The following is a 15,597-nucleotide window of genomic DNA, read 5'->3' as shown; positions in this document are numbered from 1 at the left end:
GGATCACCGGCACCAGCGCAACACGAAGAGAGAACTCGCCTCCGATCGGACACGCGGGTCCATGAGGCGGCGGGCGCGCCGGGGCCTGGACTACACGCCGCTGTTCCGGTTCCTGCTCGGCAAGGTCGGCGCGGACTGGGACGAGGTGTACAACGAAGCCGCCGCCCGGCTCGACTCCCCCGACCCGATCCACTGGCTGGTCGCCCGGCAGCCGCACGAACGACGCGATCGCGTGCGGATCGGCGAGGCCAAGTTCACGCGGAAGTACCGGCAGCCTCCGCGGTGACGGCACCGGCCGATCGTGCCACGATCGGGTCAAGCCGGGTGGCCGTCCCGCTCGCGATCACTCTCCTGGGCGGGTCGGCCCTTTACAGTTCCCGCCATGTCGGAGGACGAGCGCGCACGGGCGCGACGTGTGCTGACCTTCGCTCTCGACGTGGCGATGCAGATGTTCCGTCAGGGCATCGAGACCGCGGTCGTCGTCCGCACGGTTCGACGCCTGGCGAGCGCGGGTGGCATCGATGATCCGCGGATCTCGGTCGCGGTGCGGGCCATCCACGTGCAGTACTGCCCGAGCGACGGCGGCGAGCCGGTGGTGCTGCTGGGCAGCATCGAGGCGAACGACACGCGCGACATCGGCCGGATGGGAGATCTGGAAACGCTCGCCGTCCGCGCGGGCACAGGCGAGATCTCACCGGAAGAAGCCGAGCGGTCGGTCGAGGAACTCTCCGCGGCGGGCCCGACCTGGCCGTGGTACGTCAGCTTGCTCGGCGGCTGCCTGCTCGCGGCGATGATCTGCCTGCAGGCGAACGGCACCGTCCTCGCCGCGCTGGCCGCGGCGGCGTTGTTCGTGCTCGCCAACCGCGTCGGCTGGGCACTGGGGCTGATCGGCATCGCGGAGTTCTTCCAGGTCGCCGCCAAGGCGGGCACCGTACTCGTGGCCGCGATCGCGTTGCTGTCACTGGGTTTGCTCGACGGACACGAAGCCGCGAGCCTCTCCGCGGCCAACCTCGTGCTGCTCCTGCCGATCCTGTCCCTGGTTTCGCTGGTCGAAGACGCCGTCGGCGATTTCCATCTGATGGCGGCCGCGCGCATGGTCACGGTCCTGCTGCTCACCGGCGCGATCCTCTCCGGGGTCATGGTCGTGGTGTCGGTGGCCAACGGTCTCGACATCCTCGGCGAGGCCGGCCGGGTCCAGCTCGCCGCGCTGCCGCTCGCCCTGGTGCCGGTGACGGCGTTGGTCGGGTCGCTGGGGAACGCGATCCTGATGGGCACGCCCGCCCGGTGGTGGCCGCTCGCCTGCGGCGCCGGGGTCGCCACCTCCCTGGTGAACTGGGTAGGGCATTCGGCGCTCGGTCTGGCCACCCCGCTGGCGATCTTCCTCGCGACCACGGTGCTCGGCATCCTCGCCGGCACCGCGGCCAGGACACTGCGCGTCCCCACCGCCGTCGTCACCATCCCCGGACTGACCGGCGCCGTCCTGCCGGGACCCGCGATGTACCTGAGCCTGTCGCAGGTCTTCGCCCAAGTCCCCGGATCGTGGACCGCCGTGGCCGAAGCGATCGTGTCCACCGCGGCCATCGGCGTCGGTGTCGTGCTAGGCCTGCAACTCGCGGCACTACGTCGCACCGAAAGCCGCGCTCCCGAACTGAACTGAGGATCAAGGTCGCCGAATGAGCGGCAGTTTTCCCTTCACGACTTCCCTGGCGTCCTTCCCGTACGTACCGTCGCGCACTGGCTGATCCGCCGCGTTCAAAGGGAAAGGGAACGTCGTTGAGAAGAGTGATGATCGCACTGTTCGGCATGGTATTGGCGTTGAGTGGCACTCTCCTGATCACCCCGGCCGCGCAAGCCGCGACGGCACGGAACGGCGTCTGCGAAGACGGCGAATTCTGTTTTTACTACAACAGCAACCAACAGGGATCGGTCAGCGATTTCGACGCGTCGGTCGGCAATTACGGCACGGGCGCCGACTGTTATCACTTCCTCGGCGCGGGGGCGGGAAAGGGCCTGTGCGTGAGGAACAACGCGACCTCGGTGTGGAACCGGCGGGACGCGGTGGTCACCGTCTTCTTCAAGAACGGCTGGACGGGCCCGATCGACTCGTTCCCGCACGGCGCCAAAGGAAACCTGACCTCGACGTACAACGAAAACGTCGGTCATCTGCTCGGCCTGCCGGGGAACGAATGGCTGGAGACCGGGCTTTACCACAGCGACTCCGGCCGTATCAGCTCCTATTTCGACGGCTACGTGAGTACGTCGGGAAGGCACGAGGGTATCGACTTCGCCCGGGGCTTCGGCGTTTCCGTGTATTCGATGACCCAGGGCCAGGTCATCAGGAAGACCGAAGGCAGCAACGGCAGCGGCGGCCTGTCCACGTTGGCGATCTACAACCGGGATCAGGATTTCACCATCATCTACCTGCATCTCAATCCGTCGAACGGGCTCGCGGTCGGTGAATTCGTCGGCCGTGGCCGGCAGATCGGCACCGAGGAGTATCGCGGTGCGAGCTCCGCGCACACGCATGTCGAGTACCGGCCGGGCAGGCACGAGAGCGCGTCGGACAGCACCGGCGATCCGGTTCTCGACAATCCGAGTCCCTCGTTGTTCTGGCGGAACCACGGTTACAACATCTGCTGCGGATAACGCCGCCGGGCCCGTTCGGCTCGCCTGAGCCGAACGGGCTTCCCCGGTGGACCGGCACTTCTTCGGGGAAGTTTCCGGTTGTTCCTCCCCTCGCCGCCTGCCGACCATGAGGCGGCATCGCTGAGCGAAGCGGAGGACGCCAGTGACTCAAGTCGTGCACACGGGACCGACCCTGCCCCGATACCTCGGACAAGTGTCCGGCGCCGCCCCCGCGCCGGACACGACGACCCCGGCGGACGAGGGGCCGGCCCGTTTCGGCAGGTTGCTGCGCAGCCACCGGACCAGCCTCGGCGCGACCCAGCGGCTTCTCGCCGCCCGCTCGACGGTCAGCGTCCGGGCGATCAGGGATCTCGAGCACGGCCGCGTCGACCGGCCCCGCCGCGACACCGTCCGGCTCATCGCGGCCGGGCTGGGCCTGTCCGGTCAGGCCCGCGCCGACTTCGAACGAGCGGCGGAGCGGTCCGCCACGGCCGACGGCACGTCAGCCCCAGTGGCACACCGTCTCTTGAGACTCTGATCCCCGGCGTTTTCGACCAATTTCGATCAAAGTCTTCCCCGAACCACCGTTTTTCGTCGTCACACCCGCTCTAACATCCGCGAAATGGACCGTGAGCCGAGTTCGCTGCTGGGTGAGGCACGGCGGGATGCCGGGCTGACGCAAGAGGAGCTGGCGGAACGCACCGGGTTGACGGTGCGGAGCATCAGCAACATCGAGCACGGCCGGGTCGCCCGGCCACGGCGCCATTCGGTGGAGGCGCTGGCGCTGGGGCTGGGTCTCCAGGGCGAACAGGCGAGCCGGTTCGTGCGGCACTACTGCCCGGACGCGGTGTCGTCCCCGAGAACGGCGGCCGTTTCCGTGCCCGCGCAACTCCCTTCGGGCATCACGTCGTTCATCGGGCGGCAGCGGGAGATCGACGCGCTCGACGCCCTCCACCGCGAGAGGGCCGGCGCAGGTGTACTCGTGGCGGTGGTGGAGGGCATGGCCGGGGTCGGCAAGACCTCGTTGGCCGTGCAGTGGGCGCACCGCGTCAAGCAGGACTTCCCCGACGGGCAGCTGTTCGCGAACCTGCGTGGGTACGGGCCGGGGGCGCCCGTCGATCCGGCAGAGGTGCTGCGGTCGTTCCTGCGCGCGCTCGGCGTGCCCGTGGCGGACGTGCCCGCCGACCTCGACGACCGGGCCGCGTCGCTGCGCAGTGTGCTGGCCGGCCGTTCGGTGCTCATCGTGCTGGACAACGCCCGCTCGGCGGACCAGGTCCGGCCGCTGCTGCCCGGGCACGCGGGCTGCGCGGTGGTGGTGACGAGCCGCGCGGCCCTGCATGGGCTGACGATCAGCGCCGACGCCCACCGGGTGCCGGTGCCGTTGCTGACCGAGCGGGAGTCGTTCTCCTTGCTCGACCGGTTGGCGGGCGACGGGCGAAGATTCACCGACCGCACCGCGCTCGCCGACATGGTGTCGGGATGCGGCGGCCTGCCACTCGCCCTGCGCATCGTCGGTGAACGGCTCGCGCACCACCGGAACCTGGCGAACGTGGCGGCCTCGATGCGTTCGGCCGGGGGCCGGCTCGCCGCACTGACCACCGAAGAGAAGACCACCTCCCTGCCCTCCGTGCTGTCCTGGTCCTACGACGCGCTGCCCGGCGACGTCGCCTCGGGTCTGCGTCTGCTCGGGCTCCACCCCGGCCCGCACTGGGACACCGCCGCCGCGTCGGCTCTGCTGGGCACCGATCCGCCGGAGACCCGCCGGCTCCTCGACGCGCTCGTCGACAGTCACCTGCTGCTCGCGCACCGCGCGGACGGCCGGTTCGAATTCCACGATCTGGTCCGCGATTACGCGCGCGGCCGCGCCGACGAGGAACCGGCGCGGCGGCGATCGGCGGCCCTGCGCCGGCTCGCCGAGCACTGTGTGGCCGGGGCGGCCGACGCGGCCGGGTCGATGGGGGCGGGCGACCCCAACCGAAGACCGCTGCTCACCCCGATCGCCGAGAACGTCAGGTTCACCGACGCCGACGACGCGGCGACCTGGCTGGCGGCGGAGATGCCCACCTTGATCGCCATCGCGGAACAGTCGTCGGCCACCGGCGACACCTACGCCCGCGACCTCTCGACCGTGCTGTGGCAGGTGCTGCGGGTTCACGGTCACTACGGCGAGCTGCGCACACTGCACCGTCTCGCGCTCAGCGAGGCACAGCGGGCGGGCGACGCCATCGGCATCCAGCAGGCACTCGTCGACCTGGCCGCGATCTGCGCCAGGCTCGGCCATTTCGACGAGGCGGTGACCCATCTGACCCGCTGCCTCGACGTCGACGCGAGCCCGGTCGTCACCGGTCGCGCACTGAACATCCTCGGCACCGTGTACGGGCAACTGGGCCGCTACGCCGACGCGGCGGACCACTTGAGCAGGGCGGTCACGGTTTCCCGGGACAACGGCGACCGCCTCAACGAGGGGCGCGCGCTGTCCAATCTCGGCTTCGTCCACGAACGCCGGGGTGAGCTGGACGCCGCTCTCGACTGCTACCGGCACTGCCTGACCAACGCCCAACGCATCGGTGACCGGCTGAGCGAAGCGATCGCGCTGCACAACCTCGGAGACGTGTACCGCGCGCTGGGCCGGTGGACGGAGGCCCACGACCACCTCGGCCGATCGCTGACGGTCAGCAGGGCCGAGGGCCACCGGGAGGCCGAAGGGTACGCACTGGCCTACCTCGGGCTGGTGCACCTACGGCAGGGCGACGCGGCGGCGGCCCGCGTGCACCAGGAGGCCGCGCTCGACATCGCGGTGGCGACGGGCATCCGGCCGCTGGAGACCCTCGTGCACAACGGGCTCGCGGACAGCGCGCTGGCCCGCGGTGACCGGCCTTCGGCGCTCGCGCACTACACGCGGGCCGCCGAACTCGCCCGGCTGACCCGCGAACCACATGAGGAGGCCCGCGCGCTGACCGGTATCGCGGCGACCCACGACGGCGTCGGCGCGCCGGACAAGGCCAAGCCGTATCGCGAACGCGCGCAGTCGCTGTACGACGCGATGGGTATCGCGATGGTGCGCTCATAGCCGACTTCGGAACTCTCGATCAACCTCGATCAAGGTCGTCGCTCAAGATCATTGTCCGGCTCCCCGCGTCGCCGTTAATGTCTGACGTAGCCGAATTAACGGCCGATGGAAAATATCCGAGCGCGCGAAATCGAGAAAGAGACGCATTTTGAAGAAATGGACGACACGGGTCACGACCGGCCTCATGGTCGCGGGTATGGCGCTCGCCATGCAGAGCGCGCCGGCCATGGCCGAGGAGGCCGATGACAGCACGGCCGAGGTCACGTTGACCGAAGAGGCTCCGGAAGTCGGTACCACCGACTGCGGCGGATGGCGTGGCGCCACAGCCGGGTACAGCGGCTGGAAGGTGTCCACTTCGGACTGTGCCTGGATCAGCCCGGCGTCGAAGAAGAATCCGCAGCACCGCCGCTACAAGTGGGCCGCGCAGTCCGGAAGCAACACCAGGATCTGCGTCCAGGTCCAAGGCCACTACTGGAGCACCAAGAAAAAGAAGAGCGTCGCGACCTGGACGACGGCGGGATGTGGCACCTCCGGCACCGTCGTCGTGCGGTGGTCGGGACCGCCGAAGAAGGGCGGCGGCTACCTCGGCCTCGCCGCCACCCCCAAGGTGCGGGCGAAGGTTCAGCCGGGTTTCCTCGGCGTCGGGTACAAGTGGGCGTGAGCCGGCCATTCGCCCTTTGACGTTGCGAAAGCCACTTTCACAACCTTCGACGTTACGAAAGTGGCTTTCGCAACCGTCACTGCGCCGTGCGGTCGCACCGGCTAACGCAGGCCGATCTCGGTGAGCAGGGCCCGCGCCTTCCGCCCGTGCTCGTCGGCCGTGCCGGTGTCGCCGGTGACGGCCGCACCGCGTTCGATCCCCTTGTGCGCCTGTGCCTGCGCATAGCGATCGCCCAGTTTCTCGGCGACCGCGAGCGCTTCGCGATGCCTGGCGATCGAGCCCGCGGCGTCCCCCTTGCCGTCGAGCGCGATGCCGATTCCGTTGAGCGCCTTGACCTCGAACTCGCCCAAACTGTTCCGGCGTGCGAGGTCCAGTGCCTCGCTCAGGTGTGTCAAGGCGTCGTCGTGCTCGCCCAGCCGCGCGAGCAACACTCCGATGTGGAGCAAGGCCTCGGTTTCCGGGAACCGGTAGCCGAATTCGCGTGCGGTGACGAGCGCCCGCCGGTAGTGGCCGAGCGCCTCGGCGGAGTGCCCCTGCTGCTCGCGCACCGTGCCGAGGTTGCCGTAGGTCAGGCATTCCCCGACCCGGTCCCCGACCTCCAGCATGATCGCCAGCGCCTCGTCGAGGTACGTCGCCGCCTTGTCCCAGTCGCCGACACGCATCGCGCTGTTCCCGAGGTTGCCCAGCGCACGGCTCTCGCTGGTGCGGTTGCCGGTCGCCCGGTGCACGAGCAACGCCCGCCGGTAGCAGTCCTCGGCCGCCGCGAAGTCACTGAGCCGGTCGAACGCGTTGCCGAGGTTGTTCAGTGCCCGGGCCCAGCTGGTCCGGTCACCGGCCGCGTCGTATCGCTCGAGCGCCTGCTTGAGCTGCTCGATGCTCTCCTGGTAGCGGTTGGAACGCAGGTAGACCGCACCGAGGCTCATATGCGCGCTCGCCTGGATCAGCGGGTCGGCGGCGCGGATCGCGATGCCGTGCACGATCTCCGCGTCGGCGAACAGCAACGCGTTGTACAGGTACCGGTTCAGGATCGGCGACATCATCGCCGCGTCCTCGCTCCGGCCCTGTTCCCCGGCCAGCGCGGTGATGCCCACCAGGTTGTGCCGTTCGACGTCCAGCCACTCGGTCGCCGCCGCGAGGTCGGCGAAGTCCGGTGCCGGAACGTCCGAAGTGGACACTACGGGCCTGCGGTCGCGTTCATGCGGGGCGTAGCGGTCCATGGCGCGGCAGGCGGTGTGCCGGTAGTAGTCGAACAACCGCCCGAGCGCGGCCTGCCGCGCGGAAGCGGCGTCCACGTCCCGCGCCAGCCCCGCCGCGTAGAGACGGACCACGTCGTGCAGGCCGAACCGGTCCTGGACGTGCCGCTGCACCAGGCTGCCGGCGACGAGTTCGCCCAGAAGTTCCTCCGCCGTACCCAGGTCCACCCCGGCGAGCGCGGCCGCCGCGCGCGTGTCGACGTCGCGGCCGGGATGGATCGCGAGGAGCCGCAGCAGCAGCGCGGCCTCGGCGGGCAGGTCCGCATAGGACAGACCGATCGCGTTCTCCAGCTCGTCCTCGACCCGCAGGGTGTCCCGGCGTTCCGCGAGCCGGGCGGCGTGGTCGCGCAACGTCCAGTCGCGGCGGTTCCGGATCCGGCCCGCCACCACCGTCAACGCGAGCGGCAGATGGCCGACCAGTTCGGCGATCCGCGCGGCGGCCTCGGTGTCCTCGGCGACCTCCGCCGCGCCGACCAGCCTGCGCAACACGTCGAGCGATTCGGTCCCCGGCAACGCTTCCAGGTGCACGGACCGCGCACCGGCCAAGCCGGTCAACCGCCGTCTGCTGGTGATCAGCACGACGCCGCCCGGCCGGTCCGGCAGCAGTGGGCGCACCTGGTCGGCGTCCGCCGCGTTGTCCAGCACCACGATCGGATGCCGGTCCGCGAGCAGCCGCCGGTAGGTCGCCTGCCTGTCCGCCGGACCGAGACGGTGGATCTCCCCGCCCGGCACGCCGAGCCGCCGCAGGAACTCGTCCAGCACCGCGAGAGGGTCGGCGGGCGCGCGATCGGCGTCGTAGCCGCGCAGGTCCGCCCACAACCGGACCGCGACGCCGTCCCGGTGCGCCAGCCGGTGCGCGGCACGGACGGCGAGGCTGGTCTTGCCGACTCCGGCCATGCCGTCGATCACGACCGTCGAGCATCGCTCGTCTCCGCCGGGGCAGGTGATCGCGGCCAGCTCGGCGTGCCTGCCGACGAAGTCCGTGCTGTCGGCAGGCAGCTCACCTGCGACGGTCACCCATGACGAGTCCGCCGTCAGCCCCGCGATCACCTGACAGACCTGCCGCCACCTGGCCACCACCGCCTCATCGGCGGTGAGCGCGCGCACGATGTCCGCGACGAGGTCCGCGTCGACCCGCCGTCTCCCCGGCCGCAGGCAGCGGTAGACCGTGTTGAACACCGGCAGATCGGGGTTGCCCGCCGCCCGCCGCCCTCGCACGACCCGCCGGTGCAGCTCGCGGTAGGACACGCCGTACCAGCCGCGCAGCGTGTTCAGCCGGGCCGCCAGCTCGTCGAACGAACCGGCGCCCAGCGGCTCCGGCGGCACTTCGCCCACGTCCGTCCGGTCGGGATTCACGGTCGGGAAGGGTAGTCCGTATGGTCGATCGGCACTGTCCGAATGGAAGAGATCGCCGGCCATCGAGTTCGCCGATCCGGCCCATCGCCGTTGCTCCTCGACTAGGGTCGACCGGCATTCGGTTCGCGTGTCCAGGGGGTTCCCGTGACGGAGGAACAGCGCCCGAGTCCGGTCGGAGCTCGGTCGTACGACGAGCTCTCCCAGCGGCTGAGGCAGGCCTTGGCCTGGGCGGGGCTGACCCACCGGGAACTGCACCGGCGGGTGCGGCGCCTGCGCACGGCCCGCGGGACGGCCGACCTTCCCGCCTACAACACCGTCTATCGGTGCTTGCTGCCCGGGCGCAAACGGCTGGACGTCGAACTGGTCGTCGACATCGCGGCCGTGTTGCTCGGCATGGACGTCGCCGCGGAATGGCGGCAGGCGCACCGGGTGATCACCGGAGACGCCACCGAGGCGGCCGTGATCAGCGTGGCCGATCACCTTCCCGCCGGGACCGGCCGGTTCGTCGGCAGGCAAGCACAGCTGCGCCAGGTGCTGGAGGCCGAGCCGGAGGACGCCGGTGTGTGTGCGATCTCCGGAATGGCCGGGGTCGGCAAGACCCGGTTCGCCGTCGAGGTCGCGCGGCTCTGGGGCGAGCAGGGCCGGTTCGCCGACGTGCGGCTGGTGGTGAATCTGCGCGGCTTCGACGCGGATCGTCCGGCCGCCGACCCGGCCGCGGTGCTCGAAGGTTTCCTGCGCCGGCTCGGGGCGTCCGGCAGCGAGATCGGCTGTCTCACCCTCGCCGGCCGGAGCGCGCTGTTCCGGCGGCTGCTCGACGGACGGCGCGCGCTGATCCTGCTGGACAACGCGGCGTCGGTCGACCAGGTGCTGCCGTTGCTGCCCGCCGTTCCGTCCTGTCTGGTGCTGGTCACCAGCAGGCGCCGCCTGGTCGAGCTGACCGAGGCCCGGCACGTGGCACTCGACGTGTTCACACCGGAAGAATCGGTCGAGTTGCTCCGCGACGGAATCGGCGACGAACGTGTCGACGCGGAGCGGGGCGAAGCGGCCGACATCATCGAACTGGTCGGCCGGTTACCGCTGGCCCTCGCGCTGGTGACCCGGCGGCTGGCCGCCTCGGACGAGTGGACGATGGCCGACCATCGGGACCGCCTCGCCGATCTGCGGACCATGCTGCGGCTGGACGACGGCGTCGAAGTCGCGTTGCGCACGTCGTACGACGAGCTGGCCGAGCCGGACCGGGCGTTGCTCGGCCTGCTCGCGATGTACCCGGGACGCGATTTCGACGACCACGCGGCGGCGGCGCTGGCAGGCGCCGGGATCGACGTCGTCCGGCGGCAACTCGACGATCTGGTGGCGGCCAACGTGGTCACCGCCCGCGGGTCCCGGTTCGAACTGCACGACCTGGTCCGGGTGTTCGCCGAGAAACGCGTCCGGGAGAGCGTCCAGGCCCGCGTTCGCCGGGCCGCGGTGGGACGGCTGCTCGACTTCCAGCTGGCCACCACCCGCGCCGCGCTCGTCACGTGTTACCCGCATGAAGCGGAGCGGTGGCAGGACCTGCCCACCCCCGCGGCGCAGGCCCTCGTGTTCGACGGGGCGGACGAGGCGATGGCATGGCTGGACGCCGAACGGGTCAACCTGATCGTCGCGTCCGGCTGGGCGTTGAGCGAAGGACGTGACGAGCACGTGACGCGCCTCGCGTGCGTGATGACGAGCTATTTCGAGGCCCGCGTGCACGTGAGCGACGCGCTCGCCCTGTTCGGCGACGCCGCGCGGGTCGCCACCGGGGTCACCCGGGGGCACGTGCTGAACGGGCTCGCCATGACCCATTGGCAACGGGGGGACACCGCCGAATCACTCGCCGTCCTGCAGGAGGCGATCGAAGAGTTCGACGCCGCCGGTGAATCCGATTACGTCGTCAACCTCTCGGGCAACGTCGGCCTGTTGTTGGCCGGTCTCGGTGATTTCCGCGCCGCGCTGCCCTGTTTCCGGCGCGCCATGGAATTCGCCGTCGCGAAGAACAACGAGTCGTTCCGGGCACGGCAGTTGTGCAATATCGGCATCGCCGAAATGCGGCTGGGAAATCATTCCGCCGCGGTCGATCATCTGTCCCAGGCCCTCGATGCGACCAGGGCGGGCGGTGACCGCCTCTGTGAATGCCGCACGCTCGACGGTCTCGGCACCACGTTCTGGTATCTGGGAAAGGACGCCGACGCCTGGGCCTGTTACGAACAGGCTCTCGACGTGGCGAGGCAGACGCACAACCGGGCCGACGAGGGCAAGGTGCTCAACCACCTCGGTGTCCTGCTGGTCGCCGCGGGGCGGACCGACGAGGCGCTGGCGCATCACCGGCAGGCCATCGAGCTGGCCACGGAGCTCGGCAGCCGGGAAGGATTCCTGGCCGCGAGCACCGACATGGCGGCCACTCTGCTTTCCGCCGGGCGGGCAGGCGAAGCGGTGCGATGCCTGCGGCAGGCGATCGAATCGGCGACCGCGGCGGACAGCCGCTACGAACTGGCCAGGGCCCAAAGCGGACTCGCCGACGCGCTGTTCGCCGACGGTGATCCGGTCGCCGCGCGGCGGCACCGAAAGACCGCGCACGCCGCGTTCACCGAGATGGGGGTGCCGGAGGCCGCCGAGGTCCGTGAGCGGGTCGCGGGTTCGGCCGTCCTTTGACGGCGGCCCAGGTGCCAAGTACCTGAAGGCCCCCTTCCTTGCGCCTACGTACAGGAAGGGGGCCTTCATGTACCTCAGCGGGTACAACGCGGCTCAGCGCGACCGGACCGATCAGTTTCCCGCACCGCGACCGTCTGTACGGGTGAGATCGACTCACTGGAGGCTGACGTGCGGAAACTGACCTTTGCCATGAACGTGACCCTGGACGGCTACATCGCCGCGCCCGGCGACGACCTCGGCTGGAGCGGAGGCGACGGACCGGATTCGTCGCCGGGCGACGAGCTGTTCCGGTGGTGGTCCGACCGGGTCGCCGCGACGACCCTGGCGCTGTACGGGCGCAAGCTGTGGACCGCGATGAGTTCCCACTGGCCGACCGCCGACCGGCAGCCCGGCGCCACCCCGGCGGTAATCGAGTACGCCCGCCGCTGGCGCGACATGCCGAAGGTGGTGTTCTCCTCGACCACAGACGCGGTCGACTGGAACACCCGACTGGTCACCGGCGACGCGGTCACCGAGATCACCCGGCTCAAGGCCGGGGACGGCGGCCCGATGGACATCGGCGGCGCGACCCTCGCCGGGGCGGCCATGCGGGCCGGGCTGATCGACGAGTACGTGCTGGTCACCGCACCGGTCATGGTCGGCGGCGGCACGCCGTTCTTCACCGCGCTGGACGGCTGGGTGAACCTGACCCTGATGGAGACCCGGACGTTTCCCGGCGGCGTGGTGCTGACCCGCTACGAGACGAGGCGCTAAGGGAACCTGGGTCGGGCCCGATGTGTCGCGCCTGGACGATCACAGGGTCGGCGGCAGGCCCAGCCAGGGCTTGCCGGTGGCGTCGAAGCCGGTGAGCTCGGCGATCTTCCCGTCGGCGACACGCAGGACCGCGATGGCGAACAGCCGGTGTTCCGGGTCTTCGGGGGTGCGCAGGTACAGCGCGGCGGCCGGCATGCGGTTGACCGTCGTGGCGATACCGCGCCAGTCGTCGTGGCCGCGCCGGAAGAGCCCGCCGGAGACCCAGCCGTCCACCGCGTCCTTGGCCGTCGTGGTCGTGGTGCCCGCCTCGGGCAGCATCACGAAGCGCAGGTCTTCGCGCAGCAAGGCCGCCAGCCCGTCGAGGTCGTTGCGCTCATGAGCCTCGATGTACGCCTTCACCACGCCACGTTCGTCCTTCGACAGCTCCGCGCCCCGCCAGTCGAGACGGCGGTCGGGCAGCCGCCCGCGCATCGTCACGCGCGCCCGCTGCAAGGCGCTCGTCACCGACGCGACGGTCAGTTCGAGGGTGTCGGCCGTCTTCGACGCCGGCCAACCGAGGACGTCCCGAAGGACGAACACCGCCCGTTGCCGAGGCGGCAGGTGCTGGACGGCGACGATGAACGCCAGCTCGATCGTCTCCCGCGCCACCACCGATTCCTGCGGATCCTCGGGGAGCATCCGGTCGGGATACGGCTGCAGGTACAGCACCTCGGAGTCCTCCAAGGTGCGGTCCTTGCGCTTCTCCAGGAAATCGAGGCAGGCGTTCGTCGCGATCCGGTAGAGCCAGGTCCGCAGCGCGGCGTGGCCCTTGAACGACTCCCGCTTGTGCCACGCCCGCAGGAACGTCTCCTGCGTCAGGTCCTGGGCGTCCTCGTAGTTCGCGAGCATCCGGTAGCAGTGCACCTGCAGCTCACGCCGGTGGCGCTCCGTGACGAGCGCGAACCGCGCGGGATCGCCGGAGCGGACCACCTCGAGGAACGTGGCCGCGTCCGTGTCGAGCGGCCGGGCGTCGGTCATGGTCGTCAATTCTGCCCGTCGTCCATGGCGGCCGGGTCGTAAGCCAGCAGTTCCCAGCTGTGGCCGTCCAGGTCGTCGATGGCTCGGTTGTACAGCCAGCCCATGTCCTGGGCCGCGCGCGGTTCGGTGGCGCCCGCGGCCAGTGCCGCCTCGACCAGACCGTCGACCTCTTCGCGCGACCCGGCGGCCAACGCGTTGATCACCTCGATCGGACCGTCCGTCAGGGGTCGCTTGGTGAACGACGCGAACGTCTCGCGCGTCATCAGCTGCACCAGGATCGTGTCGGCGAGCGCCACCTGGACCGAGGTGTCACCGCTGAAATCTGGGTTCACCGTGCCGCCCATCGCCGTGTACATCTTCGTGCTCGCTTCGAGGTCGGCGACCGGCAGGTTGACGTAGATCTGCGTGATGGCCATGACTTGTCCTCCAGTAGGTCCGTGTGTCACCACGAAACCTACGGGTGCACCGCGACCTCGGTCTTGTACAGAAGCGACAGCACCTCGTCTTCGCTCGCGCGCTTGAGCTGGGTGGCCGTGCGACCGGTGAACCGTGTCAGCGAGCGGGCCAGATGCGGCTGGTCGTGATACCCGACCCGCTGCACGACCTCGATCGCGGCCATCCCCTGCCCCAGCAGCATCACGGCCTGCCTCGCCCGCTCGATCTGCCGGATCGCGCCCTGGGTCAGCCCGGTCGCCGCGGCCACCCTCCGCTGCACCGACCGCGGGGTGACCAAAGTGGGCACTTCGCCGCGGAGCACGTCGGTGACCAGTGGGTCGCGGATCAGCAATCCGGCACGGACCAGGCGATCGACGAAGACGTCGGCGTTGTCGTAGCCCGGGGTTTCCCACTCCTCGCCCTGCAGGACGAACGAACGGGCCGTGGTGTGCGAACTCGTCACGGCGGTGTCGACCAGTTCCGAAACCGGCATCGGCGCGAGGTACGCACCGTGGCGGAAGATGATCCCGAGCGTTTCGCCCTGTCCCGGGCCCAGGTCCAGCACCGTGGGACCCGTCTCGGGGCCGCGCACCGCCACGTGCGTCTCACCCCGGTCGCGCCACACCACGAGCTCCCAGTTCGAGTTCGCGATGGACCGCATCCGCGACGGCCCCGCGGCGGCCTGACCGGCACGGTAAATCCGCTCCACGTAGGGAGAATCGGACGGTCGCTGCTCGACGCCATCAAGGCTCACGGGCAAGAAGCTAGCACCGCGTTCCGAGCCACAGGTGGTACCAGCGCTACCGGCCGGCGTCACGCCGCCACCACCGCGGTTCGGGGGGCTGGCCCGATGGTCCCTGGCGCGACGGACGACGAAGCTGGACTTGATCGATCCGAAGTCCTCGAACAAAGGAAAAGCATGTCGAAGGTGGCGACCCTACGCCGCAACCTGGTCCGTGCCGCCGCTGTCACGCTGGCGGGAGTGTTCTGCGCGATCGCGGTGCCCGGCAGCGCCGGCGCCGTGGTGAACGGCAAGAACTCCACCGAGCGCTACGAATTCATGGCCTCGATCCCGGAGGTCGTGCCCGAAATGAACAACGCCAAGGGCGTCTGCGGGGCGGTGCTGGTGCATCCACAGTGGGTGGTGACCGCGGCACACTGCGTCGACCCGGACAACAACCCGGCCAGGCCGGAGGGCACCGTACGCATCGGCAGCGAGCGGCGGACGTCCGGCGGTACCGTCCGCACGATCGACCGCTGGGTCCGCCACCCGGGCTACCAGCCGGGCGCGCCGAACAAGAACGACATCGCGCTGGTGCGCCTGGACCGCCCGGTCTCCGAACGGCCCATCCGCATCGCCGACCGTCCCGGCCGTCCTGGCACGCCGACCCGCTTGATGGGCTTCGGCACCACGGTCGACACCGCCGACTTGGAAAAGGTCGTGTTCCCCGAACGGCTCCAGCAACTCGACACCCGCATCGGCGCCGTGTCCGAATGCTCGCCCGGTTACGCGGACTCGACCCGGCTGTGCACGGTGAGCCGCAAGCGCGGCGCGATGGCGTGCATGGGCGACTCCGGCGGACCGCAGGTCCAGCGCGGCTGGGGTGGCCGATGGGAGCTGATCGGCGTCACCTCCGGCCCCGGTGACGATGACGTGCCGTGCGCCAACGGTCCCGGTCTCTACACCAGCGTGCCCGCCTACGCCGGGTGGATCCACCGGACCATCCACGGGCAGCGCTGACCGTTCGTCGGGT

13 protein-coding genes are annotated in these 15,597 nt (G+C 70.1%); 9 read left to right on the top strand and 4 right to left on the bottom strand.

What is annotated here, in order from left to right; genetic code table 11:
- Window positions 1-61: 61 nt before the first annotated feature.
- The 6 genes from ED92_RS43465 (at window position 62) to ED92_RS32805 (ending at window position 6,356) form a co-directional block, all read left to right on the top strand.
- Window positions 62-286 carry a hypothetical protein gene (locus tag ED92_RS43465; RefSeq protein WP_235213420.1) on the top strand — a complete coding sequence of 75 codons (225 nt, stop codon included), beginning with the start codon at window positions 62-64 and terminating at the stop codon, window positions 284-286.
- A gap of 96 nt (window positions 287-382) precedes the next feature.
- On the top strand, window positions 383-1,657 hold the full coding sequence (locus ED92_RS32825) for a threonine/serine exporter family protein (RefSeq protein WP_081975975.1): 1,275 nt from the start codon (window positions 383-385) through the stop codon (window positions 1,655-1,657).
- 158 nt (window positions 1,658-1,815) lie between these two features.
- Window positions 1,816-2,646, top strand: a complete 831-nt coding sequence (locus tag ED92_RS32820; protein WP_235213419.1) for a peptidase inhibitor family I36 protein — start codon at window positions 1,816-1,818, stop codon at window positions 2,644-2,646.
- 193 nt (window positions 2,647-2,839) lie between these two features.
- Window positions 2,840-3,163 carry a helix-turn-helix transcriptional regulator gene (locus tag ED92_RS32815; RefSeq protein WP_037345100.1) on the top strand — a complete coding sequence of 108 codons (324 nt, stop codon included), beginning with the start codon at window positions 2,840-2,842 and terminating at the stop codon, window positions 3,161-3,163.
- A gap of 84 nt (window positions 3,164-3,247) precedes the next feature.
- Entirely contained in the window at window positions 3,248-5,695 is a 2,448-nt protein-coding gene (locus ED92_RS32810; RefSeq protein ID WP_037345098.1) for a tetratricopeptide repeat protein, read from the top strand.
- A 148-nt stretch (window positions 5,696-5,843) separates the two neighbouring features.
- Window positions 5,844-6,356, top strand: a complete 513-nt coding sequence (locus tag ED92_RS32805; RefSeq protein WP_037345096.1) for a hypothetical protein — start codon at window positions 5,844-5,846, stop codon at window positions 6,354-6,356.
- 101 nt (window positions 6,357-6,457) lie between these two features.
- On the opposite strand, the gene ED92_RS32800 is transcribed toward ED92_RS32805, so the two are convergent.
- A complete protein-coding gene (locus ED92_RS32800) occupies window positions 6,458-8,965 on the bottom strand; it encodes a tetratricopeptide repeat protein (protein ID WP_161791128.1) in 2,508 nt (835 codons plus the stop codon).
- A 144-nt stretch (window positions 8,966-9,109) separates the two neighbouring features.
- Between ED92_RS32800 and ED92_RS32795 the strand changes: the two genes are divergently transcribed.
- The gene (locus tag ED92_RS32795; RefSeq protein ID WP_037345094.1) at window positions 9,110-11,638 is read left to right on the top strand and encodes a tetratricopeptide repeat protein; all 2,529 of its coding nucleotides are present in this window, start codon (window positions 9,110-9,112) and stop codon (window positions 11,636-11,638) included.
- Window positions 11,639-11,806: 168 nt separating this feature from the next.
- The gene (locus tag ED92_RS32790; RefSeq protein WP_037345092.1) at window positions 11,807-12,391 is read left to right on the top strand and encodes a dihydrofolate reductase family protein; all 585 of its coding nucleotides are present in this window, start codon (window positions 11,807-11,809) and stop codon (window positions 12,389-12,391) included.
- 39 nt (window positions 12,392-12,430) lie between these two features.
- On the opposite strand, the gene ED92_RS32785 is transcribed toward ED92_RS32790, so the two are convergent.
- The 3 genes from ED92_RS32785 to ED92_RS32775 are packed head-to-tail and all read right to left on the bottom strand — an operon-like array spanning window position 12,431 to window position 14,552.
- Window positions 12,431-13,408, bottom strand: a complete 978-nt coding sequence (locus tag ED92_RS32785; protein ID WP_037345091.1) for an RNA polymerase subunit sigma-70 — start codon at window positions 13,406-13,408, stop codon at window positions 12,431-12,433.
- Between the two features lie 5 nt (window positions 13,409-13,413).
- Window positions 13,414-13,824 carry a VOC family protein gene (locus ED92_RS32780; RefSeq protein ID WP_037345088.1) on the bottom strand — a complete coding sequence of 137 codons (411 nt, stop codon included), beginning with the start codon at window positions 13,822-13,824 and terminating at the stop codon, window positions 13,414-13,416.
- Between the two features lie 38 nt (window positions 13,825-13,862).
- Complete coding sequence (locus ED92_RS32775; RefSeq protein WP_235213418.1) at window positions 13,863-14,552, bottom strand: helix-turn-helix domain-containing protein; 690 nt, start codon at window positions 14,550-14,552, stop codon at window positions 13,863-13,865.
- Window positions 14,553-14,762: 210 nt separating this feature from the next.
- On the opposite strand from ED92_RS32775, the gene ED92_RS32770 reads away from it, so the two are divergent.
- The gene (locus tag ED92_RS32770) at window positions 14,763-15,584 is read left to right on the top strand and encodes a trypsin-like serine protease (RefSeq protein ID WP_037345085.1); all 822 of its coding nucleotides are present in this window, start codon (window positions 14,763-14,765) and stop codon (window positions 15,582-15,584) included.
- The last annotated feature ends 13 nt before the right edge of the window (window positions 15,585-15,597 follow it).

Origin of the sequence: Amycolatopsis sp. MJM2582 (assembly GCF_000754115.1) — a bacterium.
Classification (GTDB): domain Bacteria; phylum Actinomycetota; class Actinomycetes; order Mycobacteriales; family Pseudonocardiaceae; genus Amycolatopsis; species Amycolatopsis japonica.
The sequence above is the reverse complement of the archived record's forward strand: the minus strand, read 5'-3'. Positions and strand labels throughout refer to the sequence as shown.

Coding starts and splice junctions, on each gene's coding strand:
- ED92_RS32780 (WP_037345088.1), bottom strand. CDS start 13,824: ATGGCCATCACGCAGATCTACGTCAACCTGCCGGTCGCCGACCTCGAA.
- ED92_RS32825 (WP_081975975.1), top strand. CDS start 383: ATGTCGGAGGACGAGCGCGCACGGGCGCGACGTGTGCTGACCTTCGCT.
- ED92_RS43465 (WP_235213420.1), top strand. CDS start 62: ATGAGGCGGCGGGCGCGCCGGGGCCTGGACTACACGCCGCTGTTCCGG.
- ED92_RS32810 (WP_037345098.1), top strand. CDS start 3,248: ATGGACCGTGAGCCGAGTTCGCTGCTGGGTGAGGCACGGCGGGATGCC.
- ED92_RS32770 (WP_037345085.1), top strand. CDS start 14,763: ATGTCGAAGGTGGCGACCCTACGCCGCAACCTGGTCCGTGCCGCCGCT.
- ED92_RS32785 (WP_037345091.1), bottom strand. CDS start 13,408: ATGACCGACGCCCGGCCGCTCGACACGGACGCGGCCACGTTCCTCGAG.